At 64.6% G+C, this 26,863-nt stretch carries 26 protein-coding genes and 2 pseudogenes; 9 read left to right on the top strand and 19 right to left on the bottom strand.

Features of this window, described 5'->3' with window-relative positions:
* Nucleotides 1-80 precede the first annotated feature (80 nt).
* Complete coding sequence (gene argG, locus F7R11_RS15195; RefSeq protein WP_064804832.1) at nucleotides 81-1,418, bottom strand: argininosuccinate synthase; 1,338 nt, start codon at nucleotides 1,416-1,418, stop codon at nucleotides 81-83.
* 32 nt (nucleotides 1,419-1,450) lie between these two features.
* Nucleotides 1,451-1,768 carry a pyrimidine/purine nucleoside phosphorylase gene (ppnP, locus tag F7R11_RS15190; RefSeq protein WP_021195854.1) on the bottom strand — a complete coding sequence of 106 codons (318 nt, stop codon included), beginning with the start codon at nucleotides 1,766-1,768 and terminating at the stop codon, nucleotides 1,451-1,453.
* 107 nt (nucleotides 1,769-1,875) lie between these two features.
* Between ppnP and F7R11_RS15185 the strand changes: the two are divergent.
* Nucleotides 1,876-2,924, top strand: a pseudogene (locus tag F7R11_RS15185) (patatin-like phospholipase family protein).
* A 4-nt stretch (nucleotides 2,925-2,928) separates the two neighbouring features.
* Here the strand turns inward: F7R11_RS15185 and murB are convergent.
* Nucleotides 2,929-3,957: a UDP-N-acetylmuramate dehydrogenase gene (gene murB, locus F7R11_RS15180; protein ID WP_064804830.1), complete on the bottom strand. Its 1,029-nt coding sequence runs from the start codon at nucleotides 3,955-3,957 to the stop codon at nucleotides 2,929-2,931.
* 116 nt (nucleotides 3,958-4,073) lie between these two features.
* Between murB and F7R11_RS15175 the strand changes: the two are divergent.
* Nucleotides 4,074-4,559, top strand: a pseudogene (locus F7R11_RS15175) (YajQ family cyclic di-GMP-binding protein).
* A 77-nt stretch (nucleotides 4,560-4,636) separates the two neighbouring features.
* Here the strand turns inward: F7R11_RS15175 and F7R11_RS15170 are convergent.
* Nucleotides 4,637-7,030: an acylase gene (locus F7R11_RS15170; protein WP_064804828.1), complete on the bottom strand. Its 2,394-nt coding sequence runs from the start codon at nucleotides 7,028-7,030 to the stop codon at nucleotides 4,637-4,639.
* Between the two features lie 157 nt (nucleotides 7,031-7,187).
* On the opposite strand from F7R11_RS15170, the gene F7R11_RS15165 reads away from it, so the two are divergent.
* On the top strand, nucleotides 7,188-8,204 hold the full coding sequence (locus tag F7R11_RS15165; RefSeq protein ID WP_064804825.1) for a GlxA family transcriptional regulator: 1,017 nt from the start codon (nucleotides 7,188-7,190) through the stop codon (nucleotides 8,202-8,204).
* On the opposite strand, the gene plsY is transcribed toward F7R11_RS15165, so the two are convergent.
* The 6 genes from plsY to queG all read right to left on the bottom strand — a co-directional run bounded on the left by plsY (nucleotide 8,201) and on the right by queG (nucleotide 12,954).
* Nucleotides 8,201-8,824 (bottom strand): glycerol-3-phosphate 1-O-acyltransferase PlsY, encoded by a 624-nt coding sequence (gene plsY, locus F7R11_RS15160; RefSeq protein ID WP_064804823.1) that lies wholly within the window; start codon nucleotides 8,822-8,824, stop codon nucleotides 8,201-8,203. The two genes, F7R11_RS15165 and plsY, sit on opposite strands and share 4 nt — an antisense overlap.
* Nucleotides 8,825-8,894: 70 nt before the next feature.
* On the bottom strand, nucleotides 8,895-9,386 hold the full coding sequence (ybaK, locus tag F7R11_RS15155; RefSeq protein WP_064804821.1) for a Cys-tRNA(Pro) deacylase: 492 nt from the start codon (nucleotides 9,384-9,386) through the stop codon (nucleotides 8,895-8,897).
* A 15-nt stretch (nucleotides 9,387-9,401) separates the two neighbouring features.
* Nucleotides 9,402-10,337, bottom strand: coding sequence for a site-specific tyrosine recombinase XerD (gene xerD, locus F7R11_RS15150; RefSeq protein ID WP_064804819.1), 936 nt, complete (start codon nucleotides 10,335-10,337; stop codon nucleotides 9,402-9,404).
* A complete protein-coding gene (locus F7R11_RS15145) occupies nucleotides 10,334-10,810 on the bottom strand; it encodes a methylated-DNA--[protein]-cysteine S-methyltransferase (protein WP_064804817.1) in 477 nt (158 codons plus the stop codon). Before F7R11_RS15145 ends, xerD begins: the two co-directional genes overlap by 4 nt.
* A gap of 74 nt (nucleotides 10,811-10,884) precedes the next feature.
* The gene (locus F7R11_RS15140) at nucleotides 10,885-11,547 is read right to left on the bottom strand and encodes a chalcone isomerase family protein (RefSeq protein ID WP_064804815.1); all 663 of its coding nucleotides are present in this window, start codon (nucleotides 11,545-11,547) and stop codon (nucleotides 10,885-10,887) included.
* Between the two features lie 231 nt (nucleotides 11,548-11,778).
* Nucleotides 11,779-12,954, bottom strand: coding sequence for a tRNA epoxyqueuosine(34) reductase QueG (queG, locus tag F7R11_RS15135; RefSeq protein WP_064804813.1), 1,176 nt, complete (start codon nucleotides 12,952-12,954; stop codon nucleotides 11,779-11,781).
* Between the two features lie 16 nt (nucleotides 12,955-12,970).
* On the opposite strand from queG, the gene tsaE reads away from it, so the two are divergent.
* Genes tsaE through F7R11_RS15120 form a run of 3 tightly spaced genes read left to right on the top strand, consistent with a single transcriptional unit; the run spans nucleotide 12,971 to nucleotide 15,626 of the window.
* Nucleotides 12,971-13,549 carry a tRNA (adenosine(37)-N6)-threonylcarbamoyltransferase complex ATPase subunit type 1 TsaE gene (tsaE, locus tag F7R11_RS15130; RefSeq protein WP_064804811.1) on the top strand — a complete coding sequence of 193 codons (579 nt, stop codon included), beginning with the start codon at nucleotides 12,971-12,973 and terminating at the stop codon, nucleotides 13,547-13,549.
* A complete protein-coding gene (locus tag F7R11_RS15125) occupies nucleotides 13,543-15,090 on the top strand; it encodes an N-acetylmuramoyl-L-alanine amidase (RefSeq protein WP_064804809.1) in 1,548 nt (515 codons plus the stop codon). The genes tsaE and F7R11_RS15125 overlap by 7 nt, the downstream gene beginning before the upstream one ends.
* The gene (locus F7R11_RS15120; protein ID WP_064804807.1) at nucleotides 15,090-15,626 is read left to right on the top strand and encodes a GNAT family N-acetyltransferase; all 537 of its coding nucleotides are present in this window, start codon (nucleotides 15,090-15,092) and stop codon (nucleotides 15,624-15,626) included. Before F7R11_RS15125 ends, F7R11_RS15120 begins: the two co-directional genes overlap by 1 nt.
* Here F7R11_RS15120 and F7R11_RS15115 read toward each other — a convergent pair whose 3' ends face one another.
* The gene (locus F7R11_RS15115) at nucleotides 15,627-16,646 is read right to left on the bottom strand and encodes a bile acid:sodium symporter family protein (RefSeq protein ID WP_064804805.1); all 1,020 of its coding nucleotides are present in this window, start codon (nucleotides 16,644-16,646) and stop codon (nucleotides 15,627-15,629) included.
* A gap of 119 nt (nucleotides 16,647-16,765) precedes the next feature.
* On the opposite strand from F7R11_RS15115, the gene F7R11_RS15110 reads away from it, so the two are divergent.
* Nucleotides 16,766-17,659, top strand: coding sequence for a LysR family transcriptional regulator (locus F7R11_RS15110; protein WP_064804803.1), 894 nt, complete (start codon nucleotides 16,766-16,768; stop codon nucleotides 17,657-17,659).
* Between the two features lie 20 nt (nucleotides 17,660-17,679).
* Here F7R11_RS15110 and F7R11_RS15105 read toward each other — a convergent pair whose 3' ends face one another.
* From F7R11_RS15105 to F7R11_RS15075, 7 genes are all read right to left on the bottom strand, one after another.
* Nucleotides 17,680-18,438, bottom strand: coding sequence for a 3-hydroxyacyl-CoA dehydrogenase (locus tag F7R11_RS15105; protein ID WP_064804801.1), 759 nt, complete (start codon nucleotides 18,436-18,438; stop codon nucleotides 17,680-17,682).
* A gap of 150 nt (nucleotides 18,439-18,588) precedes the next feature.
* Nucleotides 18,589-19,257 carry an adenylate kinase gene (adk, locus tag F7R11_RS15100; protein ID WP_064804799.1) on the bottom strand — a complete coding sequence of 223 codons (669 nt, stop codon included), beginning with the start codon at nucleotides 19,255-19,257 and terminating at the stop codon, nucleotides 18,589-18,591.
* A 337-nt stretch (nucleotides 19,258-19,594) separates the two neighbouring features.
* Nucleotides 19,595-20,401 (bottom strand): 3-deoxy-manno-octulosonate cytidylyltransferase, encoded by an 807-nt coding sequence (gene kdsB, locus F7R11_RS15095; RefSeq protein WP_064804797.1) that lies wholly within the window; start codon nucleotides 20,399-20,401, stop codon nucleotides 19,595-19,597.
* Between the two features lie 29 nt (nucleotides 20,402-20,430).
* Entirely contained in the window at nucleotides 20,431-20,619 is a 189-nt protein-coding gene (locus F7R11_RS15090; RefSeq protein WP_021195835.1) for a Trm112 family protein, read from the bottom strand.
* Between the two features lie 68 nt (nucleotides 20,620-20,687).
* Complete coding sequence (gene lpxK, locus F7R11_RS15085) at nucleotides 20,688-21,737, bottom strand: tetraacyldisaccharide 4'-kinase (protein WP_064804795.1); 1,050 nt, start codon at nucleotides 21,735-21,737, stop codon at nucleotides 20,688-20,690.
* Between the two features lie 15 nt (nucleotides 21,738-21,752).
* On the bottom strand, nucleotides 21,753-22,184 hold the full coding sequence (locus F7R11_RS15080; protein ID WP_021195833.1) for an ExbD/TolR family protein: 432 nt from the start codon (nucleotides 22,182-22,184) through the stop codon (nucleotides 21,753-21,755).
* Nucleotides 22,185-22,211: 27 nt separating this feature from the next.
* Nucleotides 22,212-22,832 (bottom strand): MotA/TolQ/ExbB proton channel family protein, encoded by a 621-nt coding sequence (locus F7R11_RS15075; RefSeq protein ID WP_064804789.1) that lies wholly within the window; start codon nucleotides 22,830-22,832, stop codon nucleotides 22,212-22,214.
* Nucleotides 22,833-23,932: 1,100 nt separating this feature from the next.
* Here F7R11_RS15075 and xseA point away from each other — a divergent pair.
* Together xseA and sodB are read left to right on the top strand one after the other, a co-directional pair.
* Nucleotides 23,933-25,339: an exodeoxyribonuclease VII large subunit gene (gene xseA / locus F7R11_RS15070; RefSeq protein WP_064804787.1), complete on the top strand. Its 1,407-nt coding sequence runs from the start codon at nucleotides 23,933-23,935 to the stop codon at nucleotides 25,337-25,339.
* 166 nt (nucleotides 25,340-25,505) lie between these two features.
* Nucleotides 25,506-26,084, top strand: coding sequence for a superoxide dismutase [Fe] (gene sodB, locus F7R11_RS15065; RefSeq protein ID WP_021195830.1), 579 nt, complete (start codon nucleotides 25,506-25,508; stop codon nucleotides 26,082-26,084).
* A gap of 57 nt (nucleotides 26,085-26,141) precedes the next feature.
* On the opposite strand, the gene F7R11_RS15060 is transcribed toward sodB, so the two are convergent.
* Nucleotides 26,142-26,861, bottom strand: a complete 720-nt coding sequence (locus F7R11_RS15060; RefSeq protein ID WP_064804784.1) for a site-2 protease family protein — start codon at nucleotides 26,859-26,861, stop codon at nucleotides 26,142-26,144.
* Between the last annotated feature and the right edge of the window lie 2 nt (nucleotides 26,862-26,863).

Here is a 26,863-nt window from a genome sequence, read left to right as displayed (position 1 = left end):
TGAGCTGAAGCCTGAAGCCATAGAAAAAGGCCGCTCCGATTGACGTCGAAGCGGCCTTTTCGTTTTGAGGTGACGGGCGGTTACTTCTTGCCGCCGTCCAGCTGGGGCAGTGCGTTGCTGGTGCCCAGCGACAGCAGACCCACCTTGGAGTAGATGGCCAGCTTGTCGCGCGTGTCCATCAGGTCCAGGTTGCGCATGGTCAGTTGGCCAATGCGGTCTGCCGGGCTGAACGGTGCGTCTTCCACCTTCTCCATCGACAGGCGTTCCGGCGCGTACGTCAGGTTGGCCGACTCGGTGTTCAGGATCGAGTAGTCGTTGCCGCGGCGCAGTTCCAGCGTCACGGTGCCGGTGACGGCGCGGGCCACCCAGCGCTGGGCGGTCTCGCGCAGCATGATGGCTTGCGGGTCGAACCAGCGGCCCTGGTACAGCAGACGGCCTAGGCGCAGGCCGTTGATGCGGTACTGCTCGATGGTGTCTTCGTTGTGGATGCCGGTGACCAGGCGCTCGTAGGCGATGTGCAGCAGCGCCATGCCCGGGGCTTCGTAGATGCCGCGGCTCTTGGCTTCGATGATGCGGTTTTCGATCTGATCGCTCATGCCCAGGCCGTGGCGGCCGCCGATGCGGTTCAGCTCCAGGAACATCTCGACCGGATCAGCGATTTCCTTGCCGTTGACGGCGACCGGGCGGCCTTCGTCAAACGTGACCGACACTTCCTCGGCCTTCACCTCGACTTCCGGCTTCCAGAACGCCACGCCCATGATCGGGTTGACGATGCGGATGCCGCTGTTCAGGTGCTCCAGGTCCTTGGCCTCGTGCGTGGCGCCCAGCATGTTGCTGTCGGTCGAGTAGGCCTTTTCGGCCGACATCTTGTAGCCGAAGCCTTCCTTCGTCATGAAGGCGGACATTTCAGCGCGGCCGCCCAGTTCGTCGATGAAGGTCTGGTCCAGCCACGGCTTGTAGATCTTCAGCGCCGGGTTGGTCAGCAGGCCGTAGCGGTAGAAGCGCTCGATGTCGTTGCCCTTGAAGGTCGAGCCGTCGCCCCAGATGTTGACGTCGTCTTCCTTCATGGCGGCGACCAGCATGGTGCCGGTCACGGCGCGGCCCAGCGGCGTGGTGTTGAAGTAGGTGATGCCGCCGGTGCTGATGTGGAAGGCGCCTGCCTGGATGGCGGCAATGCCTTCATTGGCCAGCTGCGGGCGGCAGTCGATCAGGCGGGCCTTCTCTGCGCCGTACTCCATCGCCTTGCGCGGGATGGCATCGTAGTCTTCTTCGTCCGGCTGGCCGAGATTGGCGGTGTAGGCATAGGGCAGCGCGCCCTTGTTCTTCATCCAGCGCAGCGCAGCGCTGGTGTCGAGACCGCCGGAGAAGGCAATGCCGACCTTCTGGCCGACGGGAACGTGTTGCAGGATGGTTTCCATACTCTTTCTCTTCAGATGATCGCTGCTCGCGCTTAGGCGTAGTGGCAGATGTAGTGGTACGCGTCGGTCACGCGGATGTCGAACTTCGAGTTGGCCGGGACGTGGAAGCTTTCACCGGCGGAGGAGGTTTTCCATTCGTCGGTGCCGTCGAGCTTGTATTCGCACGAACCGCCCACGCATTCCATGATCTCGGCCGCAGCCGTGCCGAACGTCAGCGTGGCCGGCAGCACCACGCCCACGGACTTCTTGGTGCCGTCGGGCAGGGTAAAGCTGTGGCTGACGCACTTTCCGTCAAAGTACACATTGGCCTTGGTGGTCAGGCGGACGCCGTCAAAGGTTTCGGTGGTCATGGAGTGAAAAAGGCGGAACGCAAAAGCGCTGGTCTAGGGTCGAATCCGCCATTTTAGGGCATGATCCGGCCAGCGCCACGGGGGCGCCTGAATCTGGAGGAAAAAGCATGGGAAAGCCGGACGGCAAGCACATCAACCTCGCGCTCCAGGGCGGCGGTGCGCACGGCGCGTTCACGTGGGGTGTGCTGGACGCACTGCTCGAAGATGGGCGCCTGTCGTACGAGGGCATTACCGGCACCAGCGCGGGTTCGATGAATGCGGTGGTGATGCTCGACGGCCTGCTCGAAGGAGAACCTGAGCGGGCGCGCGAGAAGCTGCATGCGTTCTGGCTGGCGGTGTCGACGGCCGGTTCGCCGCTCTCTGCGATGGGCGAGAACGCCAAGACGATGTTCTCCGGCAAGCCGCTGTTTCCCGATAGCTGGCCCGTGGCCGACTGGATGCGCATGTGGGACAGCTGGATCAGCGCCACGGCCCAGGGCACGCACTACAACCCGCTGCGCGACCTGCTTGCCACCCATGTTGATTTCGAGCGCCTGCGTGCCTGCCCCGACACCAAACTGTTTCTGGCGGCCACCGACGTCAACACGGGCAACGTGCGCGTCTTCAACACGCCCGAGATCGATACCGAGGTCGTCCTCGCCTCGGCCTGTCTGCCGTACCTGTACCCAGCCATCGAGATTCACCGCCACCACTCTGGGACGGCGGCTACATGGGCAACCCGGTACTGTTTCCGTTCTTCTACGAGACCAAGACGCAGGACATCCTGCTCGTGCACGTGAATCCGATCGTGCGCAAGGAGGTGCCCGACCAGCCGCACGAAGTGATGGAGCGCCTGAACGAAATCACCTTCAACGCATCGCTGCTGCGCGAGATGCGCGCCATCGCCTTCGTGCAGAAGCTGATTGCGGAGGATTGGCTCAAGCCCGAATACCGCGATCGTCTGAAATACATCTACCTGCACGCCATCCGCGCCGACAAGCCGCTGGGCGATCTGTCATCGTCGACCAAGCTGGTGACGGACTGGAGCTTCCTGACCATGCTCAAGGAGCGCGGCCGGCACGAGGGCAAGGCGTGGCTGCGCAAGCATTTCGACGATGTCGGCAAGCAGGGCACCGTCGACATCCAGAAGGAATACCTGCGCGGCCAGGAGATTTAAGCGATCAGATGACGACGGGTTCCGGTTCGATGCGCACGCCAAAGCGCGCATGGACCGCATCCTGGATTTCGCGCGCCAGCGTCATCAATTGCACGGCGCTGCCGCCGCCCCGGTGCACCAGCACCAGTGCCTGCTTTTCATAGACGCCCACCGCGCCGCTCTGGCGGCCCTTGAAGCCGCACTGGTCGATCAACCAGCCGGCGGCCAGCTTGTAGGTGCCGTCCGGCTGCACATAACCCACGAGGTTCGGGAAGCGCTCGGCCAGCGCATCACGCGTGGCGGCATCGACGATGGGATTCTTGAAGAAGCTGCCTGCGTTGCCGATCTCGGCCGGGTCGGGCAGCTTGCGGCGGCGGATGGCGACTACCGCGTCGAAGATGTTCTGCGCCGTGGGGTTGGCGATGTTCTGCGCGGCCAGTTCACGTGCGAGTTCTGCGTAGTGCGTGTCGGGCTGCCAGTCGACGGGCAGGGCGAACGTCACTTCGGTGATGACGTAGCGATCGGCGCCGGCGCGCTTGAACAGGCTGTCGCGGTAGCCAAAGGCGCAGTCTGCGGCGTCTAGTGTGACGAACTCGCTGGCGTGGCGGTCGTAGGCGCGCAGGGAATGGAAGCGGTCTTTGATCTCGACGCCGTATGCGCCGATGTTCTGGATCGGCGCGGCGCCCACCGTCCCTGGGATCAGCGCGAGATTTTCCAGCCCAGGCAAGCCATGGGCGACGGTGTGCGCGACCAGGCCGTGCCACGCTTCACCGCCGCCTGCGGTGACGGTGTGAACTTCGCGGCCATTGACCGTCGCCCGGCCGGTGGTGACGCCCGGAATCTCCATCAGCAGCACCAGGCCATCAAAGTCACGCGTGAGCACGACGTTGCTGCCGCCACCCAGCACCAGCACGGGCAGGCCCTGCACGCGCGGGTCGGCGAGTGCGGCGGGGATGTCCTCCGGCGTGCGCACGTGCGCGGCATAGCGGGCGGTGGCCTCAAAACGAAACGTGTTGTGCCGGCCTAGGGGATAATGCGTGTCGAGCAACGCCATGGCGCCAAATCTGCTGGGAAAGCCGAGATTATAAAAGCCATGGCGCACGCGGCACCCCGGATGGGACATGCAGGGCGCGCCGCAGCAACCCGATTCAAGTCTGCAAGGAGAACACGATGCCGTCGTTTGACGTGGTATGCGAAGCCAACATGGTGGAAGTGAAGAACGCCGTGGAACAGGCCAACAAAGAGATTTCGACGCGATTCGACTTCAAGGGCTCGGACTCGCGCGTCTAGCACAAGGAGCAGGAGCTGACGCTGTTTGCCGATGACGATTTCAAGATCGGCCAAGTCAACGACGTGCTGATGAACAAGCTCGCCAAGCGCAACGTCGACGTGCGCTTCCTGGACTACCAGGACAAGCAGAAGATCGGCGGCGACAAGATGAAGCAGGTCGTCAAGATCAAGAAGGGCGTGTCGGGCGATCTGGCCAAGAAGATCGTCAAGACGATCAAGGACAGCAAGATCAAGGTCCAGGCCAGCATCCAGGGCGATGCGGTGCGCGTGACCGGCGCCAAGCGCGATGACCTGCAAAGCGTGATCGCCATGCTGCGCAAGGACGTGAGCGACACGCCGCTGGATTTCAACAACTTCCGCGACTGATCGGCTGGTTGGCTGTTCAAGCAAAACGCCCCGCACGAGCGGGGCGTTTGCATTTGCGGTGATGAATTGATGCGGATTTACTGCGACAGCTTCGTCACCTTCAGCGCCGGGTCGGCAGCAATGGCCGCCTCCGAGAACGGCAGCCGATTCCAGCGTTTGGCCGAGAACTCACGCATCTGGTCAAACGCACGCGGCGAGGCCGGATCGCTCGATTCGCCATAGGTGAGCAGCGCATCGGCCACCGGGCCCTGGTCGTCAAACGTGACGGTCTGGATGTAGCTGGTGCCGAAATACACCTGCAGCCCCTTCGGCCCGATCGGCGTGCTTTGCAGCTTGTTCAGCACGCCTTCGTACTCCTCACCGCCGTGCAGGGCGATGTCGCCGCCCGGCGCGTGCGCTGCCTGCACGGTGCCCAGCGGGGCATCCAGCGCAAAGCCGGCGGTGCGCACCGCGCCCACAGCATCCTTCAGTGCCTTGAACACGGCCGTACGCACGGTTATGTCGCTCATGCGCAGGTTGCGCGGCGTGTGGACCGGGTCAGCCGGGTTGAAGTCGACCGCGTAGACATGCGGGATGTCCTTGGCGCGCATCCAGAACTCGCGGAACAGATGGGCGGCGTGGGCGTCGACGTTGCTGTTCAGGTTCCACTGCGCGAGGGCAGCACAGCCGTCACGCACATCAGCATCGAGGTTGCCACTACCGGCTTTGCACGCGGCCAGCAGATCGTCGCGCACGAGGTGGCCGGCGAGGTTGGCATCGCGGAAGATCATCGCCTGCAGGTTCGGCAGATTGACCTTGTTGCCGGGCAACCCATCGGTGCCATTCAAGCGGCGCTCGATCTCGATGATGCCGATACGGGTGCGCAGGCGCTGCGGCACGTCGATCGACCCCATGACTGGCGAGTAGCCCGTCATCTTCTGCGCCGGGTTGGTGAGCCACGAACTGTCGTTGCTGTTGGCAACGTAGTCGTCGCGTTCCAGCACCGGCATGCGTGCGGGCGCCACCAGGCCTGGCACGGGCGATGCCGGATCGACCTGCCAGTTGCACGTGCTGCGTGAGCCGTCGAGCAGCACCAGGCCAACGCCCTTGAACAGCTTGTCAGCCAGCGGCGACGGGGCGCAGCGCTTGAGCGATTCAGCTGACACATCCGGCGTGGTCGACACATCGGCAAACAGCGCGCGGCCGCTGCGGTCGGTGGCAATGGTGTTGACCCAGGGGATGCCGAGGTTGCCGATCGCCTGGCGGATACCCGCCACGTCCTTGGCTTGCCCAATGTGCAGCCATGTGTCGATCGAGCGTGTGTTGTTGCGGTTGGCATCCCGCAGCGTGTAGGCCTTCTGCGTGGTCCACGGCATGCCGCCGGCAGGCATCGACAAGACCGGGCCGTACACGGTGTCGTAGAAGGTGTGCGTGCGGCGCTCGATGCGGCCGTCGGGCAGCTTCACATCAAAGGCCACGGTGCGCGTGGTCATCTTGTGTGGCGTGCCGTCGATCAGGTAGGTGGTCGGGTCGCCCTCGGCCAGCTTCAACTCGAACACGGTGAAGCGGCGGCCGGTAGACACCGTGTGCGTCCACGCCACATCCTTGTTGAAGCCGATGCTGACGACGGGGAAGGCGGCAATCGATGCGCCCATCACGTCCAGCTTGCCGGGCACGGTCAGGTGGACCTGATAGAAGCGGTTGGTGGTCGTCCATGGGAAGTGCGGGTTGCCGAGCAGCACGCCGTGGCCGTTGTCGGTGGCACTCTTGCCGAAGGCCCAGCCGTTGGAGCCGATCGGCATGTCGCGCAGTTGCAGATCGCGATCGAGCGCGGCGGTGTCGATGGCGAGCGGTGGGATCGCTACGCCAGAGACAGGCGCACCGCCCGGCGGCTGCGCAGCGACAATGCTTTGCAGCATGGCGCCCGCGCTGGCCTGGATGGCCTTCTCCTCGCCCATCAGCATCATGTCCGCCAGCGTAAGCGGACGCACCCAGGCGGCGTTGCGGCACGCAGCGGGGCGGTCGGCGGCGGGCGTGTCTTTCAGATAGCGGTTGTAGCCGGCGATGTAGCCGCGCAGCAGTTCGCGTGCTTCGGGCGACATCTGTGCGTAGCCCGCGCGCAGGCCGGCCTCGTCAAAGGCGCCCTTGAAGAAGGCATCGGATTGCGTGTTCGGGATCGGCTTGAACGACACGGTGACGGTGCCTTCCGGCCCAAAGGTCTTCGAGCGCTCGCCATTGACGGTGACGACCTGGTCGGCCAGCAGGCAGACGTTGTCTTGCGCATAGGCGTAGGCCATGCCGTAGCCGAGGCTGGCGTAGTCGTTGGCGCGGATGTGCGGAATGCCGAAGGCGGTGCGGCTAATGTCGGCCGAGAGGCCGGTGTCCGAAGGTGTAGCCCAGCCGCTGTCGGTGCTTGCGCAGCCGGCCAGCGCTGCAAGCGCGGCCATGGCGAGCGTGCCGCGCAGCGCGAATCCCTGCATGAATTGCTGCATCGTGCGTTGTCTCCTGATCTTTGTTTTGTGATGGGCCGCGTCTGTGCGCAGCCACCGTCGCATCCTCAATCGGACGGGTCTGATCTGAAAGAGGTATTCCCGCCAGAGTTGGGGTTAATCCCGCCATGTAGATTGCTGCGCATGCCTATACTGCGGCATGCCCAATATCGACCTGCTGACCTTTCCTGACGCCGGCTTTTCCGCACTGGCAACGGCTGCCGACACGCTTGGCGTGGCCAACGCGCTGGCGTCCATGCAGGCTGGCAAGCGGGCCAATGCCGCCAAGACGCCGGTGTTCGGCTGGCGGCTTGTCGCGCGCGATCCGGGGCGCTGGCAGGCGGCGGCCCAGACACTCGCCTGCCGGTGCGATGCGCTGCCGGAAGACGATGCCGAGCTTGGCGACGCGCTGATCGTGCCGCCGCTGCATTTCGACCACATCGGCACGATGGAGCAGCGCCTGGCGCTGCTGGAGGTGGAGCGGGCCACGATCCGCCGCTATCTGAAAGCGGGGCGACTGGTGGCGTCGCCCTTTACCGGTGTGGCGATGTTGGCCGACGTACTGGCGCCTGGTCAGCGGCTGACCGTGACGTGGCTGATTGCCGGTTGGGTGCAGGGCAATTTCCCGCAGTTGAAGGTGGTGCCGGCCCAGGCCATCGTCAGCAGCGGCAATGTCATTACCGCGCGGGCGATGGAGCATGGCGTGGCGTTGATGCACCGCGTAGTGGCGCGGCTGGCCGACGCGCGTCTGGCGCGCACGCTGGGCAATACGGCGCTCGACCATCCCTCACGCGGCGAGGCCATCGGCATCTGGCTGCGCAGCAAGCCGGCGATCCGCGACAGCGTCGTGCTGCGTGCGCGACGCTATCTGCAGCAACATCTGCATGAGCCGTTCGATCTGGGGAAGCTTGCCGCCGCCGCCTCGACCAGCGAGCGGACGCTGCTGCGGCATTTCACGAAAACGGTGGGGACGTCACCGCTGCAATTGCTGCACCGGCTGCGCGTAGAGCGCGCGTGTCACCTGTTGGAAGTCAGCACGCTGAGCCTGACAACGATTGCCGAGCAGTGCGGCTATCAGGATATGTCCGCTTTCCGGCGGTTGATCCGGCGGCACACGGGGCGGCCGCCAGGAGAACATCGGCGCGCGCATTCGGTGCGCGCCGAGTTGCGGAACTAGGCGGCTTTCTTTTTCTCGCCGATGCGGCTTTCCTTGCCGGCGAGCAGCTTGGCGATATTGGCGCGGTGGCGTGCGATCAGCAGCACAGCCATCAGCGCAACCGCACCTGCGATCCAGTCGAAGCCGTTCATCAGCACGTAGAAGAACGGCGCGAACACTGCCGACACCAGCGCCGCCAGCGATGAGTAGCGGAAGAACACCGCGATGATGAGCCACGTGGCCAGCGTTGCCAGGCCGAGCCACACGTTGATCGCCAGCAGAATGCCCGCCGCCGTGGCCACGCCCTTGCCGCCGGCAAAGCGGTGGAACACCGGATACAGGTGACCGAGGAACACGGCGATGACCACCAGCGCGATGCCAACCTCATCCACGCCAAAGCGCGGTGCCAACAGTAGCGCGAGCAACACCGCCAGCCAGCCCTTGGCCGCATCGCCCAGCAGCGTGAGGATGGCGGCCTTCTTGTTGCCCGAGCGCAGCACGTTGGTGGCGCCCGGGTTGCCCGAGCCGTAGGTGCGCGGATCAGCCAGGCCCATCACGCGGCTGACCACCACGGCAAACGAGATCGAGCCGATCAGGTAGGCGGCTACGGCAAAAAGGACGGTTGCGACGACTGGGGACATAGCTGTTCTGTGAAATCAGGCTGCGGGATTGTAGCGCGGGGCGTAGGGTGCCCCAGCCGCTCCGTTCGTTTCAATCGGGGTTTGCACAATTGACGGGCTCTGCGTTCAGCACCGTGGTCAGCACGCCTGGCGCAATGCTTACCAGAAAACCGCGCCGCCCGCCGTTGATATAGATGCGCTCCAGCTCCAGCACGCTCGCTTCCACGTACACCGGCATCGCCTTGCGCACGCCAAACGGCGAGGTGCCGCCGACCAGGTAGCCGCTGTGCCGCTGCGCCACCTCGGGCTTGCATGGCTGCACGCTCTTGCGGCCGGTCTGGCGCGCGAGGTTCTTGGTGGAGACCGAGCAATCGCCGTGCATCAGCACGATCAGCGGCTTGGCGTGCTCGTCTTCCATGACCAGCGTCTTGATGACGGCGTGCTCGTCCACGCCCAGCTGGCGCGACGATTCGGTCGTGCCGCCCTTGTCGACATAGTCGTAGGTGTGTTCGGTAAAGGCGACGCCGTGTGCCTTGAGGAACTGCGTGGCGGGCGTTTCGGAAACGTGTTTGGACTTGCTCATGGGGAAAGGAAAACGCTATCCGCGCGGATGGTGCTGCGCATGCAGCGTGCGCAGCCGCTCGCGCGCGACGTGGGTGTAGATCTGCGTGGTGGAAATATCCGCGTGGCCGAGCAGCATCTGCACCACGCGCAAATCCGCGCCGTGGTTGAGCAGGTGCGTGGCGAACGCGTGCCGCAGCGTGTGTGGGGAGAGCGGTGCGTGAATGTCGGTGAGCAACGCGTAGCGTTTGATCAGGTACCAGAACGCCTGGCGCGTCATGCCTTCGCCGCGGGCGGTGACGAACAGTGCATCGGCGGTGCGTTCGCCCAGCAAGGCCGTGCGGCCATCACGCAGATAGCGCCGCAGCCAGTCGCCGGCCTCGGCGCCAAACGGCACCAACCGGTCCTTGCCGCCTTTGCCGCCGATCACGCGCACCACGCCTTCGTTCAGGCCCACTTCCACCGTCTTCAACGCGACGATCTCTGACACGCGCAAGCCGCTCGCATACATCAGCTCGATCATGGCGCGGTCGCGCAAGCCGAGCGGTGTATCGACATCGGGCGCATTGATGAGCGCCTCGACCTGTGCTTCGGACAGCGTTTTTGGATAGCGCGGCGGTTGCTTGGCTGTGGGCAGCAGGCGCGACGGATCGGTGCTCACGACATGTTCGCGCAATGCCCATACGAAGAACCGCTTGAACACCGTGCGGCGGCGGTTGGCCGTGGAGGCGCGGCTCTCGGCATGGCGCGCGGCAAAGTAATCGGCAAGGTCGCCGTCTTCGGTTTCGGCGATGGATTTGCTGCGCTCGGCCAGCCAGTGCGCGTAAAGCGTCAGGTCGCGCCGGTATGCATCGAGCGTGTTGCGGGCGAGGCCGTCTTCCAGCCAGAGCGCATCGCAAAAGCGCTGGATGGCGTCGGCGCTCTGCGGGGGCAGGGCCGGGGTTTCGGCGTCTTTTGGTGCAGCTTTTCTCATATCAGCATCACGCCTTCATGGCGCAGCAGCCAGTGCTTGATGTTCAGCAGGTAGCCATCCGTGTGGTGCGAGAACCCGCCGATGCCCGAGGCGCTCACTACGCGGTGACACGGGATGAGGATCGGAAACCAGTTGTCGCCGCACGCCTGGCCCACCGCGCGCGGCACGCTGCCGATCTGCTTGGCGATGGTGCCGTAGGTGATGACGCTGCCGCAGGGGACGGCGCTGATGGCGTTCCACACGCGGCGCTGGAAGTCTGTGCCGGCAGGCGCGAGCGGTACATCGAAGGCGGCGTTGGGGTTGCTGTAGTACGCGTCGAGCTGGCGGGCCAGTTTGCGGATCAACGCATGGCTGGAGTCGACCGTGGGCGTGCTTTCCGGCAGGTAGGTGAGTTCACGCAGGGTGCCGTCGGCCACACGCACGCCCAGCTTGCCGAAGGGCGCTGCGAGTACAGCATCGAAAGGGGAGGGCATGACGGCGTCCGGCGTGGAAAAGCAATCCCGCGAATCTAGCACGTCGCTAGGCGACGCAACGCGGCGCGGAATCGTCAGCTTCCGAGCAGCCCGCTTTTCAGATCCCGGTCGACCGGGTTGTTGCCGATGAAGATGCTGAGCACGGCCTGGTAGAAATCTTCGCCGGGGATGGGCTTGCCGCGCGCCACACCGTTGATGCTGACCGTGGTGCCCGCGTCGGGCGTGTAGTCGAAGTTGATGGTGTCGCCACGACGGGTGGAGCCGATCTGGCGCATGGCGTCTTCCAGCTGCGTCAGGCGATCGGACAGCCGCTGCAGTTGAATCTCGGTCTGGTTGTGGTGGATGCCGTCATTCAGTGCGCGGATGAAGGTGTCGGCCCCCACATCGCGCAGCGGGTGGATCTGCAGCCGCTTCGGCCCCTTCATGGCGAGGATCAGCGCCGCGTTCTTGGCGCGCTCGGGCAGATACAGGCCCGCCACATAGCCCTTGATGACGAACACCGAGCGCAGCCCCGTGCCGTTGAGCGGCAGCTCGCGGCCGGCCAGGCGTGCAGCGTCGTCAAAGTGCACGCCCTCGATGTCCACCGTCGCCCAGGCCGGCAGCGCGCAGGCGGCCAGCAGTGCGGTGCCTGCAATGCCGTGGCGCCATGCACGTCGAACCATGGACATGCGATTGGATGCACGGACACGCACTTCAAAACGCAATGCGCGGCGGAGGAAACACAGGGCGGAGAACATCGAAAACACGCGGTTTTTTGTGAGGCTCTATTTTTGCAAATTTCTATTTCAAAACCATTGGTGTCTGCCCTGATTCGCAACCGTTTGCGTACCGCCAGGTATAAGGCCTGGCTTCATCTGGCGTTAACCATGGTTTCTTCCATTTGTGCTAGGTGTGAATTGTCTTGTTTTTAAAACAATACCCACCCCTGATTCCAATGGGGAATTAAAGTGCCGGAGTTTGAATTGCCGTCAGGCTGCTAGTGCCCAGGCGACGTGCTCGCGCACAAGTTCGGAGGGGTGATCAGCCCGCGCGTGCAATGCGGCCCGCAATTGCGCACGCGATGCCTCCGGCAACGGCCCGCGCAGCGCATTGCCCAGCGCCACCGCAATGTTGCGCAGCCAGCGCTCATGGCCGATGCGCCGGATCGGGCTGCCTTCCAGGCGCTGGTTGAATTCGCTTTCCGTCCAGCCGAACAGGTCGACCAGCGTGGCCGCATCCAATCCATTGCGCACGTCAAAATCGGGCAGGTTGGCCGGCACCGCAAACTTGTTCCACGGGCAGATGAGCTGGCAGTCATCGCAGCCGTAGACGCGGTTGCCCATCGCCTCGCGCAACTCGACGGGGATGCTGCCCTTGTGCTCGATGGTCAGATACGAGATGCAGCGGCGGGCGTCCACCGTGTATGGGGCGACGATCGCCTGCGTGGGGCAGACGTCGATGCAGCGCGTGCAGTTGCCGCAGTGGGGCTCGACCGGTGGGTCGATCGGCAGCGGCAGGTCGATCAGGATCTCGCCGAGGAAGAACATCGAGCCGGCATCGCGATCGAGCAGCAGCGTGTGCTTGCCGCGCCAGCCCAGGCCGCCGTTGCTGGCCAACGCCACTTCCAGCACCGGTGCCGAATCCGTGAACACGCGAAAGCCATAGGGCCCGACCGCGCCGGCAATCTTCTCGGCCAGCTTCTGCAGGCGCTGGCGCAGCACCTTGTGATAGTCCCGGCCGCGCGCGTAGAGCGAGATGGTGGCGTCTTCGGGGCGGCGCATGCGGTCCCATTCGACGGTGCGCCAGTCGCTGCCAGCGGCTGGCTGATCCGTGTGACCACGGGTGTCGTGTGGCAGATACGGCATGCGCGCGACGATGGCGCGTACCGTTCCGGCAACAAGTTCGGCGGGACGTGCACGGAGCAATCCATGGTTCGCCATATAATCCATGTCACCGTGAAACCCCTGCGCAAGCCACGTCTGGAGCCCTTCTTCAGCGTGCGAGAGGTCGATGCTGGCGATGCGGATGGCATCGAAGCCGAGCTCAGCGCCCCAGGTGCGGATCTGCGCAACCAGCGCAGCGACATCTGCCTCACCGGTAGGCAGGCGCGTATCGAGGTTCGTTTCGAGCGCTGCTGTGGGCGCTGGCGTGGGGGTCGCGGACATGCCTAAATTGTACGCAATGCCTACTGTGCCCCCTGTTGATACTCCCGCTGGTCTGAACGCACCGCTTGCCGAGCGCACCGTGCCGCTCGTCGACGAGGCGGCCACTTCGGCCTTCGGGGCGGCGCTCGCTCAGGCCGTGCTGGCGCTGGGTCCGCGGCCCGTGCAGGTGCAGCTCTCGGGGGATCTGGGCGCGGGCAAGACCACGCTTTCGCGTGCCATTTTGCGTGGCCTGGGACACACCGGGCGCGTGCGCAGCCCCACCTATACGCTGGTCGAGCCATACGACGTGACGGGAACCACCGGCATACAGAAGGTCTATCACTTCGACCTGTACCGCTTTGCCGACCCGGAAGAATGGACCGACGCCGGCTTTCGCGATTGCTTTGCCGAACCCGCGCTGTGCCTGGTCGAATGGCCCGAGAAGGCACAGGCACTGCTCGGTACGCCCGACCTGCATATCGCTTTGGCCGTCGACGTTGTGCACGAAACCTACGATGACGGCGTTGAACATGCACCGCGCCTGGCCCATCTGAGTGCTCGCACGCAGACCGGCCTTCAACTCCTACAGTCGTTGCAACCTCTGCCCCCATGCTGATTAAGCATCTGCCGACCGATCAACCGGACGATCCCACCCTGCCGAGCCAGGCCCGCAGGCAATGGCTCACACGCATCGCCAAGGCCGGTGCGGGGACCGTCATCCTCAGCCTGGCCGGCACGCAGATCGCACGTGGCGCCAATATCGTGGCGGTGCGCGTGTGGCCGGCGGAGGACTACACGCGCGTGACCATCGAATCCGACGTCGCGCTCAAGGCCACGCACCAGCTCATCAAGGATCCGGATCGCCTGATGGTCGACGTCGAGGGGCTGGACCTGAACCCGACCCTGCGCGAACTGGTCGCCAAGATCACGCCGAACGATCCGTACATCCGCCAGGTGCGCGTGGGCCAGAACCGGCCCAGCGTGGTGCGCCTGGTGTTTGACCTGAAGGAAAGCGTCAACCCGCAGGTCTTTACGCTGCTGCCGATTGCCGGTTATCGCAACCGGCTGGTGTTCGATCTGTACCCGACCAATCCGCCAGATCCGCTGATGCAGCTGGTGCTGGCCACCGAAAGCAAGCAGGAGCGCTTTGCCGCCTCGGGCGGCACGCCGATGCCGCCGTCGTCGTCTTCGGCGGACGACGATGACCCGATCGCTGCATTGGCTCGCCGCGAGAGCAGTGGCTCCGCCACGCCGGCATTGCCGCCGGCCAATGACTCGCGCCCGACGATTGCCAGCCGTACGCCGCCGGTCAAGACGCCGCCCGTGAAACCCGCGACGCCGCCATCGACGCTGGCCAATGCGCCGCCGCCGTCGTCATCCTTGCCGCCGCTGGAGATCGTGCCCGAGCAGCCCGTGCCGCGTGGGCCGGCAGGCGGCACGCGCATGCGCCGTCTGCTGACCGTTGCCATCGACCCCGGCCACGGCGGTGAAGACCCGGGCGCCACCGGCGCTGCCGGTACGCATGAGAAAGACGTGGTGCTGTCGATTGCCCGCATGCTCAAGGCCAAGATCGACGCCCAGCCCAACATGCGCGCCATGATGACGCGCGATTCCGACTACTTTGTCCCGTTGGGCGTGCGCGTGCAGAAGGCGCGACGCGTGCAGGCCGACCTGTTCGTCTCCATCCACGCCGATGCATTTGTCACGCCGGAAGCGCGTGGGGCGTCGGTGTTTGCGCTGTCCGACCGCGGTGCATCCAGCGCGCAGGCCAAGTGGCTCGCCAACAAGGAGAACGCCGCGGACATGATTGGCGGTGCCAACCTAGGCTCGAAGGATGCACAGGTCACGCGTGTGCTGCTGGATCTCTCGACCACCGCGCAGATCAGCGACAGCATGAAGGTTGGCCGTGCCGTGCTGGAGCAGATTGGCGGCATCAACCGCCTGCACAAGGGGGCTGTGGAGCAGGCTGGGTTTGCGGTGCTCAAGGCGCCGGATATTCCGTCGATCCTGGTTGAGACGGCCTTCATCTCCAATCCGGAAGAAGAGGCCAAGCTCAACGATCTGGGCCACCAGAATCAATTGGCTGACGCGATCCTGCGCGGCATCCGCGCGTACTTCGCCAAGAACCCGCCGCTGTCGCACAACCCGGGCGTCTGATGGCTGCAGTCGTTTTTCGCCAAGGCGGCGCGGCCGATGCGGACGCCATCGCCAGCATCCACACGCAGAGCTGGCAGAGCGCGTATCGCGGGCAGGGCATCCTCTCGGATGCCTACCTCGATGGCGCGGCGCAGGCCGACATGCAGGCGAAGTGGCATGCGCGTATGACGGCGCCTGTTGCCGGTCAGCACGTCTGGTGTGCCGATCTCGACGGCCTGACCGTCGGTTTCCTCTGTGCACTGCTGCATGACGACACGCCGTGGGGCGCGCTCGTCGACAACCTCCACCTACTGCCTGCCGCGCGCGGCCACGGTGTCGGCAAACGCCTGATGGGCGAGGCTGCCCGCTGGGCCGCAGCCCAAGGTGTCGCGCAACTGCATCTGCTGGTGTACGAGGCGAACACCGCCGCAATCGGCTTCTATGAAGCCCTGGGCGGTGTGCCAGTCAGCCGCGATTGGCTGGAGACGGCCGATGGCGGGCATGCCTGGGTGCACACCTACCACTGGCCGGAAACGACGGGCTTGATGGCCCTGTGATTACGCCGGACGGCTGGCCGGCGCGCCAGCATTGGCTTCGGCGCGCGCCATGCGATCCGCATACTTGCGCGCCAGCGCCGAGCACACGATCAACTGCAACTGGTGGTAGATCATGGTCGGCAGCACGATCAGGCCGAGGGCGGGGTTGCCGGCAAACAAAATCTTTGCCATCGGAATGCCGTTGGCCAGGCTTTTCTTGGAGCCGCAGAACACCGCGGTAATTTCATCCGCCAGACCAAAGCCCGCGCGCCGCGAAAGCCATGTCGTCGCGCCCAGCACGACGAACAGCAGCGCCCCGCTCATGATCGCCACGGCCACGATCGTTTCCCACGGATACTTCGACCACACGCCCGCGTGCGTCGAGTCAGCAAACGAGTTGAACACGATCAGCAGGATCACCACGCGATCCACCTTGTTGATGATCGCCTTGTACTTGGTGATGAGTCCGCCAATCACCGGGCGCAGCAACTGACCCAGCACGAACGGCAGCAGCAGTTGTTCGGCCACGCCCAGCAGCGCCTTGCCCACCGACAGTTCCGCACCCGAGGCCTGGATCACGAAGCTCATCAGCAGCGGCGTGGCAATCATGCCGATCAGGCCAGAGATGGTGGCGTTGAAGATCGCGGCCGGCACGTTGCCCTTGGCCATTGCCGTCATCGCCACAGACGACGACACGGTAGACGGCAGCGCGCACAGGTAGAACACGCCCAGCAGCAGCTCGGCCGGGATGAACGGCTTGCACACAAACAGGATCACCGCGCCAATCAGCGGGAACAGGATGAACGTGCAGCTCTGCACAAACAGGTGCAGGCGCCAGTTGCGTGCGCCTTCCACGATCTTCTCGCGCGAGAGCGCCGCGCCGTGCAGGAAGAACACCAGCGACACGCCGACGATGGTGACGACATCCAGATGCAGCGGGCCGTCGCTTGCGCCCAGTGACGGGAAGAACAAGGCCAGCGCAACCATCACCAGCATGGCCTGGATGAACCCATCAATACGAGATAACAGCGGAATCTTCATGTGCGTGCGCCATCACCATTGCGTGACGGCGCGGGTTGGATTGGGGGATAGGCGCTATTGCACAACATCCCTATCTAGAATACAAATGCATTGATCGAATCAATTCATACGGCTTCAGCATGAATGTGACCCTGCGGCAGTTGCGCGTCTTTCTGGCGGTGGCACGTGCGCACAACTTCAGTCGCGCGGGCGACACAATCGGCCTGACGCAGCCGGCCGTGAGCCGTTCAATCTCGGAGCTGGAAGGCGAGTTGGGCCTGAAGCTGCTCGATCGCACCACGCGTGAAGTGGTGCTGACGGAAGTGGGGCGCTCGCTGGCAACTGCGCTCGATCGTCTGGTTGCTGATCTGGACGACACGCTGCATCAAGCGCGCCAGGTGGGCGAACAGCGGCGCGGGCGCGTGGTGGTGGCGTCCAGCCCGACGGTGTCAACGCGTTTGATGCCGCTGTACGTGGCGGAATGCGCGGTGCGCTACCCGGACATCCGCATGATCGTGCGTGACTCCGTGCAGGTCGACACGCTGCAACTGATCCGTACGGGCGGGGCGGATTTCGGTGTGGTGGTGGAGCCGCTCGATACCGAAGGCCTATGGACGGAGCCGCTGCTGACCGACCCGTTCTGCCTCGTTTGCCGTCGCGACCATCCATTCGCCCAGCGCAGCAGCGTGCGCTGGAAAGACCTGCACCGCACGCCGGTCGTGCTGCTCGATCATGCGTCGGGCAGCCGCCCGTTGATCGACCGCATCTTCCTGCGCCACGGGGTGCAGCCCGATGTGGCGCAAGAGATGGGGCATAGCAGTGCCGTGTTCGGCATGGTGGACGCGGGCATTGGCGCGGGCGTGGTGCCGGCGCTGTCGTTGCCGCTGCCGTCGTCGTCGCAACTGGTGTCGGTGCCGCTGACACCCAAGGAGACGCGCGGCATCGTGCTGGCGCGCCGGCATGACCGGTCGCTCTCGCCGGCGGCCGAGGCGGCGTGGCAGATGATTCGCCGGATGGCGCTGCCTACCACCTAATGGCCGCCTGATCGCGCTGCTTACTTCGGCTGCATACGGATGGCGCCATCCAGGCGGATGGTTTCGCCATTGAGCATCGGGTTCTCGACGATGGCGCGTGCAAGCTGCGCATACTCCGCTGGCTTACCCAGGCGCGGCGGGAACGGCACCATCTTGCCCAGCGCATCCTGCACTTCAGGCGGCATGCCCAGCAACATCGGCGTCTCGAAAATGCCCGGCGCAATCGTCATCACACGGATGCCGTCGCGCGACAGGTCACGTGCAATCGCCAGCGTCATCGCCACCACACCGCCCTTGGACGCTGCATAGGCCGCTTGGCCGATCTGCCCGTCGAACGCCGCCACCGACGCCGTATTGATGATCACGCCACGCTCGCCGCCGGCGTTGGGTGTGTTGCCCGCCATGGCCGTCGCCGCCAGCCGGATCATGTTGAACGTGCCGATCAGGTTGACGTTGATTACGCGTGCAAACTGGTCCAGCGGATGCGGCCCCGTCTTGCCCACCGTGCGCGACGCCGTTGCGATGCCGGCGCAGTTCACCAGCCCGCGCAGCGTGCCCAGCGATGTGGCCGCGTCGACCACGGCCTGCCCATCGGCTTCCGATGCGACGTCGCAGCGCACGAAGCGGCCGCCCAACTCCTGCGCCAGCGCCGTGCCCGCCGCTTCGTTCAGGTCAGCAATCACCACTTTGCCGCCGGCTTCTGCCAGCGTGCGTGCCGTGCCGGCGCCCAGTCCCGATGCCCCGCCGGTGACGATGAATACCTGATCGCGAATCTCCATGCCGTGTCTCCTTGGTTGTGGTCTGTGAGTTACTTGACGTTTACGTCAACGTCATATGGTAGCGCGAAGCCGTCGGCGATCGCGAAAAAAAACGGCGCCTCGATCAGGAGGCGCCGATTTTTGTCAGCGGGTCGGTAAAGCGGAGTGAGCTCAGTCCTGCAATGCACTGAACGCGCGCGCGGTGATCTCATCCACGCTGCCCACACCGGTGATCTTGCGATACTTCGGCGGCGCAACCTTGGCGGTGTCGTTGCCGTTGGCGGCCCACTGCGAGTAGTAATCCACCAGCGGACGCGTCTGTTTTTCATACACGTCCAGGCGCTTGCGCACAGTCTCTTCCTTGTCGTCGTCGCGCTGGATCAGCGGTTCGCCGGTTTCGTCGTCCACGCCTTCGGTCTTGGGCGGGTTGAACTTGATGTGGTACGTGCGGCCCGAGGCCACATGCACGCGGCGGCCGCTCATGCGCTCGATGATGGCGTCGAACGGCACGTCGATTTCCAGCACGTAGTCAATCGCCACGGCAGCATCCTTCATGGCTTCCGCTTGCGGGATGGTGCGCGGGAAGCCGTCGAACAGGTAGCCGTTCTTGCAGTCAGGCTGTTGCAGGCGGTCTTTCACCAGGCCGATGATGATGTCGTCCGACACGAGGCCGCCGGCATCCATCACTTTCTTGGCTTCGATACCCAGCGGGGTGCCGGCCTTGACGGCCGCGCGCAGCATGTCGCCAGTGGAGATCTGCGGAATGCCGAACTTCTCGCAGATGAATTTGGCTTGCGTACCTTTGCCGGCGCCGGGCGCGCCCAACAGAATCAACCGCATGGTGACGAGTTCCTCAAGTTTTAAATTCCTGTCGCGCTGTCGACAGCGTGAAGCGCGTTGGGAATCGGTCCGAGAGGGCGGATTCCCAAAACGCCTTAATGCGTGCCTTGTCGACGCAAACAGGCAGCCTAGCGGGCGAAGTTGACGCCAGCCTTACCGGGACACTGGATGGAACAGGCGCTCGCCGGACGGCGGCACCGATGGCTCGATTTGTCTCCCTGCAGCCGCTGTGGCGCCTTGCGTGGGCGCCGGCATGCGACTTGTCGTCCTCGCGATTATGCCATGCCAGCGCCGGGGTTTCGGCGTGGCGGCTGCAAGTTCCGTGAAATCGATGCGTTCAGGGGCCGTCCTGGGCCAGCAGTTCACTCCAGGCGGCGCGCACGCGGGCGAGGTCTTCCGGCGTGTCGACACCAGCGGCCGGGGCGTCGTCGGTGGTGAGCACAGCGATGCGTTCACCGTGCCACATGGCGCGCAGCTGCTCGAGCTGCTCGGTTTGTTCGAGCGGTGCGGCGGCCAGTTGCGGGAAGCGGCGCAGGAAACCAGCGCGATACGCGTAGATGCCGATATGGCGCAGCACCGGCATGGCAGGCAGCGGGCGCTGCGCGGCGGGTTGCGTCAGCACGGCGGGCGTCCAGACATCACGTGCCCAGGGCAGTGGGGCGCGCGAGAACAGCAGCGCACGCTCTGCCGCATCCAATACGACCTTGACGACATTCGGGTTGAACACGTCGGCAGCGTCGTGGATCGGGTGGGCGGCGGTGGCGATGGCGCAATCCGGGTGGTCGCGCAGGTGGGCGGCCACATTGTCGATCAGCGTCGGGGCGATCAGCGGTTCATCGCCTTGCACGTTGACGACGATGGCGTCATCGGGCAGCCCCAGCACGGTGGCCACTTCGGCCAGGCGGTCGGTGCCGGAGGCGTGGTCGGCGCGCGTGAGCACGGCTTCCACGTGATGCTGCATGCAGGCATCGGCGACCGACGCGGCGTCGGTGGCGACCACCACGCGCGCGGCGGACGACTGATGCGCGCGTTCAGCCACGCGCACGACCATCGGCTTGCCGCCGATGTCGGCCAGCGGCTTGTTGGGCAATCGCGTGGATGCCAGCCGCGCGGGAATGACGGCGACGAACGGTGCGTGCGACATGGCGGGCAGCCTCAATACGTGGTGAGGTGTCAGGCCGGATCGACCGGGGTGCCTTCCACGGTCTGGCGGGCTTCGTCAGCCAGCATGACGGGAATACCGTCGCGGATCGGGTAGGCCAGCTTGTCGACGTGGCAGATCAGTTCGTTGTTGGCGCGGTCGTGTTGCAGCGCGCCCTTGCACAGCGGGCAGACGAGGATTTCGAGCAGGCGATTGTCCATGGCGGTAGAGGCTCCGGGGCGGCCGCAAAAGCGTGGCGGCGGCCTGGGTCAAGAGGATGCGGTGAGCGTTATTGTGCGCTCGCCTTGGTGGTAGCGCGATCGGCCAGGGCGCGTACGCGCTGGCAGACCTGTTCAACCAGTGCCGGGTCGACCACCGGTGTGGTCGGCACCACCCAGATGCGCGGGTCGTCGAGATGGCCGCATTTTACGGCATCCTTTTCGGTGATCAGGATCACCTCGGCGGCGCTGTCGGCGAACGGGTTGTTCGCGAAGTCGTAGTGATCGGGCAGCGGCAGGGTGCTGGGCTTGAGGCCCTCGGCGCGCAGCGAGGCGAAGAAGCGCTCGGGGTTGCCGATGCCGGCAGCGGCCAGCAGTTGTTCGCCTTCAACGCGGGTGAACTGGGCGAGCGGTCGGCGCAGCGCTGGGTCGGCCAAGTTGTATGCGTCCTGCAGCGTGAGGTGCATGCCGAAGATGTTCGGGCGGTCGGGCGTGGCGCGGTAGTTCGGGTCGTTGATGAGCGTGGCGTCGCGCTTGCGCGTCATCGGTTCGCGCAGGGGGCCGGCAGGCAGCAGGAAGCCGTTGCCGCCCATGCGCGTGTCGAACACGATGATTTCGATGTCGCGGCGCAGGCGGTAGTGTTGCAGGCCGTCGTCGCACACGATGACGTTGCAACCCGGGTGTGAGGCCAGCAGTGTCTGTGCGCACAGCACGCGGTCGGGGAAGACCCACACCGGCAGATCGGTGGCGCGGGCGATGAGCAACGGCTCGTCGCCCACGTCTTCCGCACGGGAATGCTCGCGCACCGGGCGCGGGTGCTTGAGCTTCACACCGTAGCCGCGCGAGACGATGCCCGGACGCATGCCCGCATCGGCCAGTGCCGACGCCAGCGCAATCACGGCGGGCGTCTTGCCGGCGCCGCCCACGGTGACGTTGCCCACGACCACCACTGGCATCGGCAGGCGCACCGAGCGCATCAAGCCCAAGCGGAACAGCAGCCGGCGCAAGGCACTTACGCCGCCAAACAGCCACGACAGCGGCCGCATCACCCACGCGAACCAGCCCCGTTGCTGCCATTGGCGGGTGACGAAGCTGGCGAGACGGTGCTGGGCGACGGGCATGTCGTGCGTGTGGGTTTATCGAGAAGCGTTGCCGGTTTGTGTAGCAAAGGTCAGGTGCGAGAGGCCAGCCACGCGAGCGGCTTCCATCACATTCACCACGGCCTGGTGCGCGGCTTGCGCATCGGCATTGACGACGACGATGGGCTCGCGGCCGCCCGCCTTGTCCGCAGCAGCGTGCAGGGCGTCGGCCAGGCTGGTCACGTCGCGCGTGTCGAGCACCTGTTTGTCTACCGAGTAGACCCCGTTGGCAGTCACAGACACGACGATCTGACCTGGGCGCTCGGTCGCCTTTTCAGCGTCGGCGGTTGGCAGGTTGACCTTCAGTTCGGTATAGCGGGAATACGTGGTCGTGATCATCAGGAAGATGAGGATCACGAGCAGCACGTCGATCAGCGGGATCAGGTTGATCTCCGGCTCTTCGCGAGCGTGGCGCGGGCGGAAGCGCATGGCGTTCTCAGGAATGCGTTGCCCGGATCAACCGCGCCGCGGCGGCAGGATCGCGTCGAGGTACATGGTCGACAGGTGCTCCAGCTCGGCCACGTAGTTATCCACCACGCCGCGGAAGTAGCGCCAGAAGATCAGCGTCGGGATGGCCACGACCAGGCCCAGCGCCGTGTTGTACAGGGCGACGGAGATACCGTGCGCCAGGGTTTGCGGGTTGGTGCCCGCAGCGGTTTGGCTGCCGAAGATCTCGATCATGCCGACCACGGTGCCGAACAGGCCCATCAGCGGCGCTACCGAGGCGATCGTGCCGAGCGCATTCAGATAGCGCTCCAGGCGGTGGGCCACGTTCTGGCCGGCTTCTTCCACGACTTCCTTAGCGGCGTCGCGCGTGGTGTTGGGATGCAGCACCACGTGGCGCAGCGCGGCGGCCAGCAGGCGGCCCAGCGGCGAGCTTTGTTCCAGTGTGTTCACGACTTCCGGCGTGGCCTTGCGCTGATGCGCGACGGCCAGCGCCTCGTCATAGACCTTGGGCGGAATGATCTTCTTGCGCTGCAAGGCAACGAAGCGTTCGATGATGAGCGCGAGGGCGAGCACCGAGGCGATCAACAGCGGCCAGATCGGCCAGCCGGCAGCTTGAATGATGGAAAACACTGGACAACCCGTTTTGTCGTTGTGGAAGGAATTTGATTTGGGGCGCCGATTCGTGGTGCATGTGGCGCCTTGACTGCTGTGCATGCCGTCCGCGTCCCCGAACGCGGTCCGTTGCGGCAAAAACAGGCGCCACTCTAGCGCGTCGGACCTGCCTCGGCAACACGATGGCGCACCGTAGCGACAAGCGCCTGCGACAGTCAAAGGGTCGTCACGGAATTCGGTGCGCGCACAATCCACAATGAAGCGGGACAGTCTTGTGGACGGGTTGTGGACAGTGTCGGAACAAGCAAGCTAAGTGCTTGATGTGAAAGGGTGTTCGATGCCGTGCTTAAAAAAGATGCAATGGGTGTTCCTGTGGCCAATTCACTGGCAAAACGTCCTCCGCCCCTGGAAACCGGCGGGTAATCCACATCGCCGCGGGACAGTTGTGTGGACGGGTTGTGGACATTCCCAGAACAAGCGCGCTAAGTGCTTGATATAAAAGGGAGTCCGTTGCTGTGCTTAAAAATTGTGCAGACGGGGTTTCTGTGCAGATTTCGGGAAAAATCCGCGTGCGGTCAGAGAAACCGGTGGGAAATCCACACCGACACGGGACAGTCTTGTGGACGGGTTGTGGACATTGCCCGGACAAGCACCTTAAGTCACTGATTCAACAGGGGGTTCGGTGTGCCGCTTAAAAAATGTGCACCGGGGTTTTCTGCGGAAGATTGGGGATGCGAGCCCCGAGCGTGTGACAATCCGCAGCCGATTTATCCACTGCCCAGGCGTCACATTCTGGTTTTCCAGCGCTGCTGTGGATAACTTTGTGAACATCCTCGGGAGCCCTGCGCTAAATGCTTGATGCAGAACGAAATTACTTACGCTGCTGAATTTTTGGCACAAGGCGATTTTTCATAAAAATCAAAGGGTTGCGTCAAAATGCAGAGAGCGCGTCACGTAACGTCTGTCAAGCTTGACAAGGGCGTTATGCTGTGGACAGCTAGCCCGGCTGACGCAAAATCTCTCCCTCATTCAAGGTAGATGTTGCCCCGGAGCCCCATCGCATTGCGCCGCCACGACCACTTATGACCACGCCGCCGTCTTCCCGCCGACCTTTCTGGATGGATGCTTCCGCCCCTGCGGCGAGAGCACCGCAGACCACTCAAGCGACGCCGGCGCCGTCCTCGCCTACCAGGAGCGGCCAGGACGTGCTGACCGTCAGCGAGGTCAACCGACGGATTGCCGGGTTGCTTGAACGCAACTTTCCGCTGGGCTGGGTGCGTGGCGAGATCTCCAACTTCACGCGCGCGGCCAGTGGCCACTGGTATTTCTCGCTCAAGGACGCCGGCGCACAGATCCGCTGTGTGATGTTCAAGGGCCGCAACCAGTGCGCCGATTTCACCCCGCGCGAGGGCGAAGCCGTCGAGGTGCGCGCGCTGGTCACGATGTACGAGGCGCGTGGCGAGTTGCAACTGAGCGTCGAGGGCATCCGCCGGGCCGGGCTGGGCAATCTGTACGAAGCCTTCCTGCGACTGAAGGCCGCGCTGGAGGCGCAAGGGCTGTTTGACCCGGCGCGCAAGCGGCCGCTGCCAAGGCATCCGCGTGCCATCGGGGTTGTCACTTCATTGCAGGCGGCGGCTTTGCGTGACGTGCTGACCACGCTGCGCCGGCGGGCGCCGCATGTGCCCGTGATCGTCTATCCGGTACCGGTGCAGGGCGCGGGTGCTTCTGAGCGCATCGCCGCCATGCTCGATACGGTCAATGCCCGGGCAGAAGTCGATGTCGTCATCCTGTGCCGGGGCGGCGGCAGCATTGAAGACCTGTGGGCCTTCAACGAAGAACCCGTCGCGCGGGCTGTGGCAGCTTCGGAGATTCCCATCGTGGCGGGCGTCGGGCATGAAACCGATGTGACCATCGTCGATTTTGTGGCCGATGTGCGCGCACCCACGCCCACCGGTGCCGCAGAACTTGTCAGCCCGGACCGGGCCCGCATGCTGCGCGACGTGGGGCGTGACTGGGATGCGCTGTCCGCGCAGTTCCGCCGCCAACTGGACCGCCGCGCCCAGACCGTCGACTGGCTCGCGCGCCGCTTGCGCAGCCCGCAGGCGCAGATGCGCGAGCGCCGCACGCAACTGTCACATCTGGAAGGGCGCCTGCGCTTTGCCCTGACTGGCCGCGTGCAGCGTGCCGAGCACGTGCAGCGCCTGCTGACGATGCGCCTGACGGCGGCCCGCCCGGACGTCACCCGCCAGCGCACTGTGCTGCAGCAGGCCGAAGCCGCGCTGGCGCGCGCCATGCGTGACACGCTGGCCCGGTCGCAGGAGCGCCTGGCGCGGCAGCACACCGGTCTGGAGCTGCTGGCACCGCAGCGCACCCTGGAACGCGGTTACGCGGTACTGCTCGATGCGAAGGGTCACGCCATCCGCGATCCGAACGCGTTGCATGCCCGGGCGCGCATCGAGGCACGGCTGGCGCAGGGCGCGGTCGACATCGAGATCGCCCAGGTGCAGCCCAAGCTCGATATGTGACCGGCGCATGAACTGATAACGATTGCGCGCGTTTCCGTACCTGTTCCACGGGTATTCCGAGTATTTGGCACGCTGTTTGCGCCGGTTTTGCAAGTCTCCTACAATCGTCGCTCCCGGTTTGCACAACTCGCACGCAACCCCACACAACCCACAGAAGGGAAAACAAATGGCCCACACGCTCCCCCCGCTGCCGTACGCACTCGACGCTCTGGCGCCGACCATCTCCAAGGAAACCCTGGAGTTCCACTACGGCAAGCACCACCAGACCTACGTCACGAACCTGAACAACCTGATCCCGGGTACCGAGTTCGAGAACCTGAGCCTGGAAGACATCGTCAAGAAGTCCTCGGGCGGCATCTTCAACAACGCCGCACAGGTGTGGAACCACACGTTCTACTGGAACGGCCTGAAGCCGAACGGCGGCGGCGCTCCGACCGGCGCGCTGGCTGATGCCATCAACGCCAAGTGGGGCAGCTTCGACAAGTTCAAGGAAGAGTTCACCAAGACGGCCGTTGGCACCTTCGGTTCGGGCTGGGCCTGGCTGGTGAAGAAGGCTGACGGCTCGCTGGACCTGGTGTCCACCTCGAACGCCGCTACGCCGCTGACCACCGACGCCAAGCCGCTGCTGACCTGCGACGTGTGGGAACACGCCTACTACATCGACTACCGCAACGCGCGTCCGAAGTACGTCGAAGCGTTCTGGACGCTGGTGAACTGGGACTTCGTCGCTGCAAACTTCGCCTAAAGCGAAATCGAGCAAGCGCAGTACCAAGAAAAAACCTCCGCACAAGCGGAGGTTTTTTTATGCGCGCACGCTGCCCAGCATGTCGTGCAACTCGTGACTCATCATCGCCAGGAAGACGACCAGGCCGATGTAGTACACCGTGTAGGTCAGGCGCGACTCGTTGGAGATGCTGTAGTACGCGCGGTTTTCCGGCGCGTTGGGATCGTAGCGCCACGCCTTCATCAACTGCGGCACGGCCAGCACGGCGATCAGGATCAGGATCGGGCTCGGCCGCCACATGAACAGCGCCACCAGCACCGGCACCCCCAAAAACCAGATGCGCGGCGACAGCACCGCCGTAATCCGCCCGCCATCAAACGGCGACATCGGGATCAGGTTGAACAGGTTCAGGAAGCAACCGGCGTAAGCCAGGGCGAGCAGCAACTGGCTGTCGGTATAGCGCGCGAGACCGTAGCAGAGCATCGCCCCAACCGTGCCCGCAACGGGGCCTGCCAGGCCGATGTACGCCTCGGTCTCGACATCCATTGGTTGCTCTTTGAGGTCGATCCATGCGCCCACGAACGGGATGAAGGTGGGTGCACCCACGGCCAGCCCGCGCTGGCGTGCGGCCATGAAGTGCCCAATTTCGTGGATGAACAGCAGCACCACAAAGCCCACCGCATAGCGCCAGCCGAACGCAAAGGCATACACCACCACCGACAGCAGCATCGTGCCGCCGGTGGTCAGCAGCTTGCCGAACTTGAGCCCCGAGAACAGCAGGATCAGCAGTTTGGTCATGG

Source organism: Ralstonia insidiosa (genome assembly GCF_008801405.1).
GTDB lineage: Bacteria > Pseudomonadota > Gammaproteobacteria > Burkholderiales > Burkholderiaceae > Ralstonia > Ralstonia insidiosa.
Note: the sequence above shows the minus strand (reverse complement) of the source record. Positions and strands in the feature narration are given on the sequence as shown.

Coding starts and splice junctions, on each gene's coding strand:
- argG (WP_064804832.1), bottom strand. CDS start 1,418: ATGGAAACCATCCTGCAACACGTTCCCGTCGGCCAGAAGGTCGGCATT.
- ppnP (WP_021195854.1), bottom strand. CDS start 1,768: ATGACCACCGAAACCTTTGACGGCGTCCGCCTGACCACCAAGGCCAAT.
- murB (WP_064804830.1), bottom strand. CDS start 3,957: ATGGCGTTGCTCGACACGCATTATCCCCTAGGCCGGCACAACACGTTT.
- F7R11_RS15170 (WP_064804828.1), bottom strand. CDS start 7,030: ATGCAGCAATTCATGCAGGGATTCGCGCTGCGCGGCACGCTCGCCATG.
- F7R11_RS15165 (WP_064804825.1), top strand. CDS start 7,188: ATGCCCAATATCGACCTGCTGACCTTTCCTGACGCCGGCTTTTCCGCA.
- plsY (WP_064804823.1), bottom strand. CDS start 8,824: ATGTCCCCAGTCGTCGCAACCGTCCTTTTTGCCGTAGCCGCCTACCTG.
- ybaK (WP_064804821.1), bottom strand. CDS start 9,386: ATGAGCAAGTCCAAACACGTTTCCGAAACGCCCGCCACGCAGTTCCTC.
- xerD (WP_064804819.1), bottom strand. CDS start 10,337: ATGAGAAAAGCTGCACCAAAAGACGCCGAAACCCCGGCCCTGCCCCCG.
- F7R11_RS15145 (WP_064804817.1), bottom strand. CDS start 10,810: ATGCCCTCCCCTTTCGATGCTGTACTCGCAGCGCCCTTCGGCAAGCTG.
- F7R11_RS15140 (WP_064804815.1), bottom strand. CDS start 11,547: ATGTTCTCCGCCCTGTGTTTCCTCCGCCGCGCATTGCGTTTTGAAGTG.
- queG (WP_064804813.1), bottom strand. CDS start 12,954: ATGTCCGCGACCCCCACGCCAGCGCCCACAGCAGCGCTCGAAACGAAC.
- tsaE (WP_064804811.1), top strand. CDS start 12,971: ATGCCTACTGTGCCCCCTGTTGATACTCCCGCTGGTCTGAACGCACCG.
- F7R11_RS15125 (WP_064804809.1), top strand. CDS start 13,543: ATGCTGATTAAGCATCTGCCGACCGATCAACCGGACGATCCCACCCTG.
- F7R11_RS15120 (WP_064804807.1), top strand. CDS start 15,090: ATGGCTGCAGTCGTTTTTCGCCAAGGCGGCGCGGCCGATGCGGACGCC.
- F7R11_RS15115 (WP_064804805.1), bottom strand. CDS start 16,646: ATGAAGATTCCGCTGTTATCTCGTATTGATGGGTTCATCCAGGCCATG.
- F7R11_RS15110 (WP_064804803.1), top strand. CDS start 16,766: ATGAATGTGACCCTGCGGCAGTTGCGCGTCTTTCTGGCGGTGGCACGT.
- F7R11_RS15105 (WP_064804801.1), bottom strand. CDS start 18,438: ATGGAGATTCGCGATCAGGTATTCATCGTCACCGGCGGGGCATCGGGA.
- adk (WP_064804799.1), bottom strand. CDS start 19,257: ATGCGGTTGATTCTGTTGGGCGCGCCCGGCGCCGGCAAAGGTACGCAA.
- kdsB (WP_064804797.1), bottom strand. CDS start 20,401: ATGTCGCACGCACCGTTCGTCGCCGTCATTCCCGCGCGGCTGGCATCC.
- F7R11_RS15090 (WP_021195835.1), bottom strand. CDS start 20,619: ATGGACAATCGCCTGCTCGAAATCCTCGTCTGCCCGCTGTGCAAGGGC.
- lpxK (WP_064804795.1), bottom strand. CDS start 21,737: ATGCCCGTCGCCCAGCACCGTCTCGCCAGCTTCGTCACCCGCCAATGG.
- F7R11_RS15080 (WP_021195833.1), bottom strand. CDS start 22,184: ATGCGCTTCCGCCCGCGCCACGCTCGCGAAGAGCCGGAGATCAACCTG.
- xseA (WP_064804787.1), top strand. CDS start 23,933: ATGGATGCTTCCGCCCCTGCGGCGAGAGCACCGCAGACCACTCAAGCG.
- sodB (WP_021195830.1), top strand. CDS start 25,506: ATGGCCCACACGCTCCCCCCGCTGCCGTACGCACTCGACGCTCTGGCG.
- F7R11_RS15060 (WP_064804784.1), bottom strand. CDS start 26,861: ATGACCAAACTGCTGATCCTGCTGTTCTCGGGGCTCAAGTTCGGCAAG.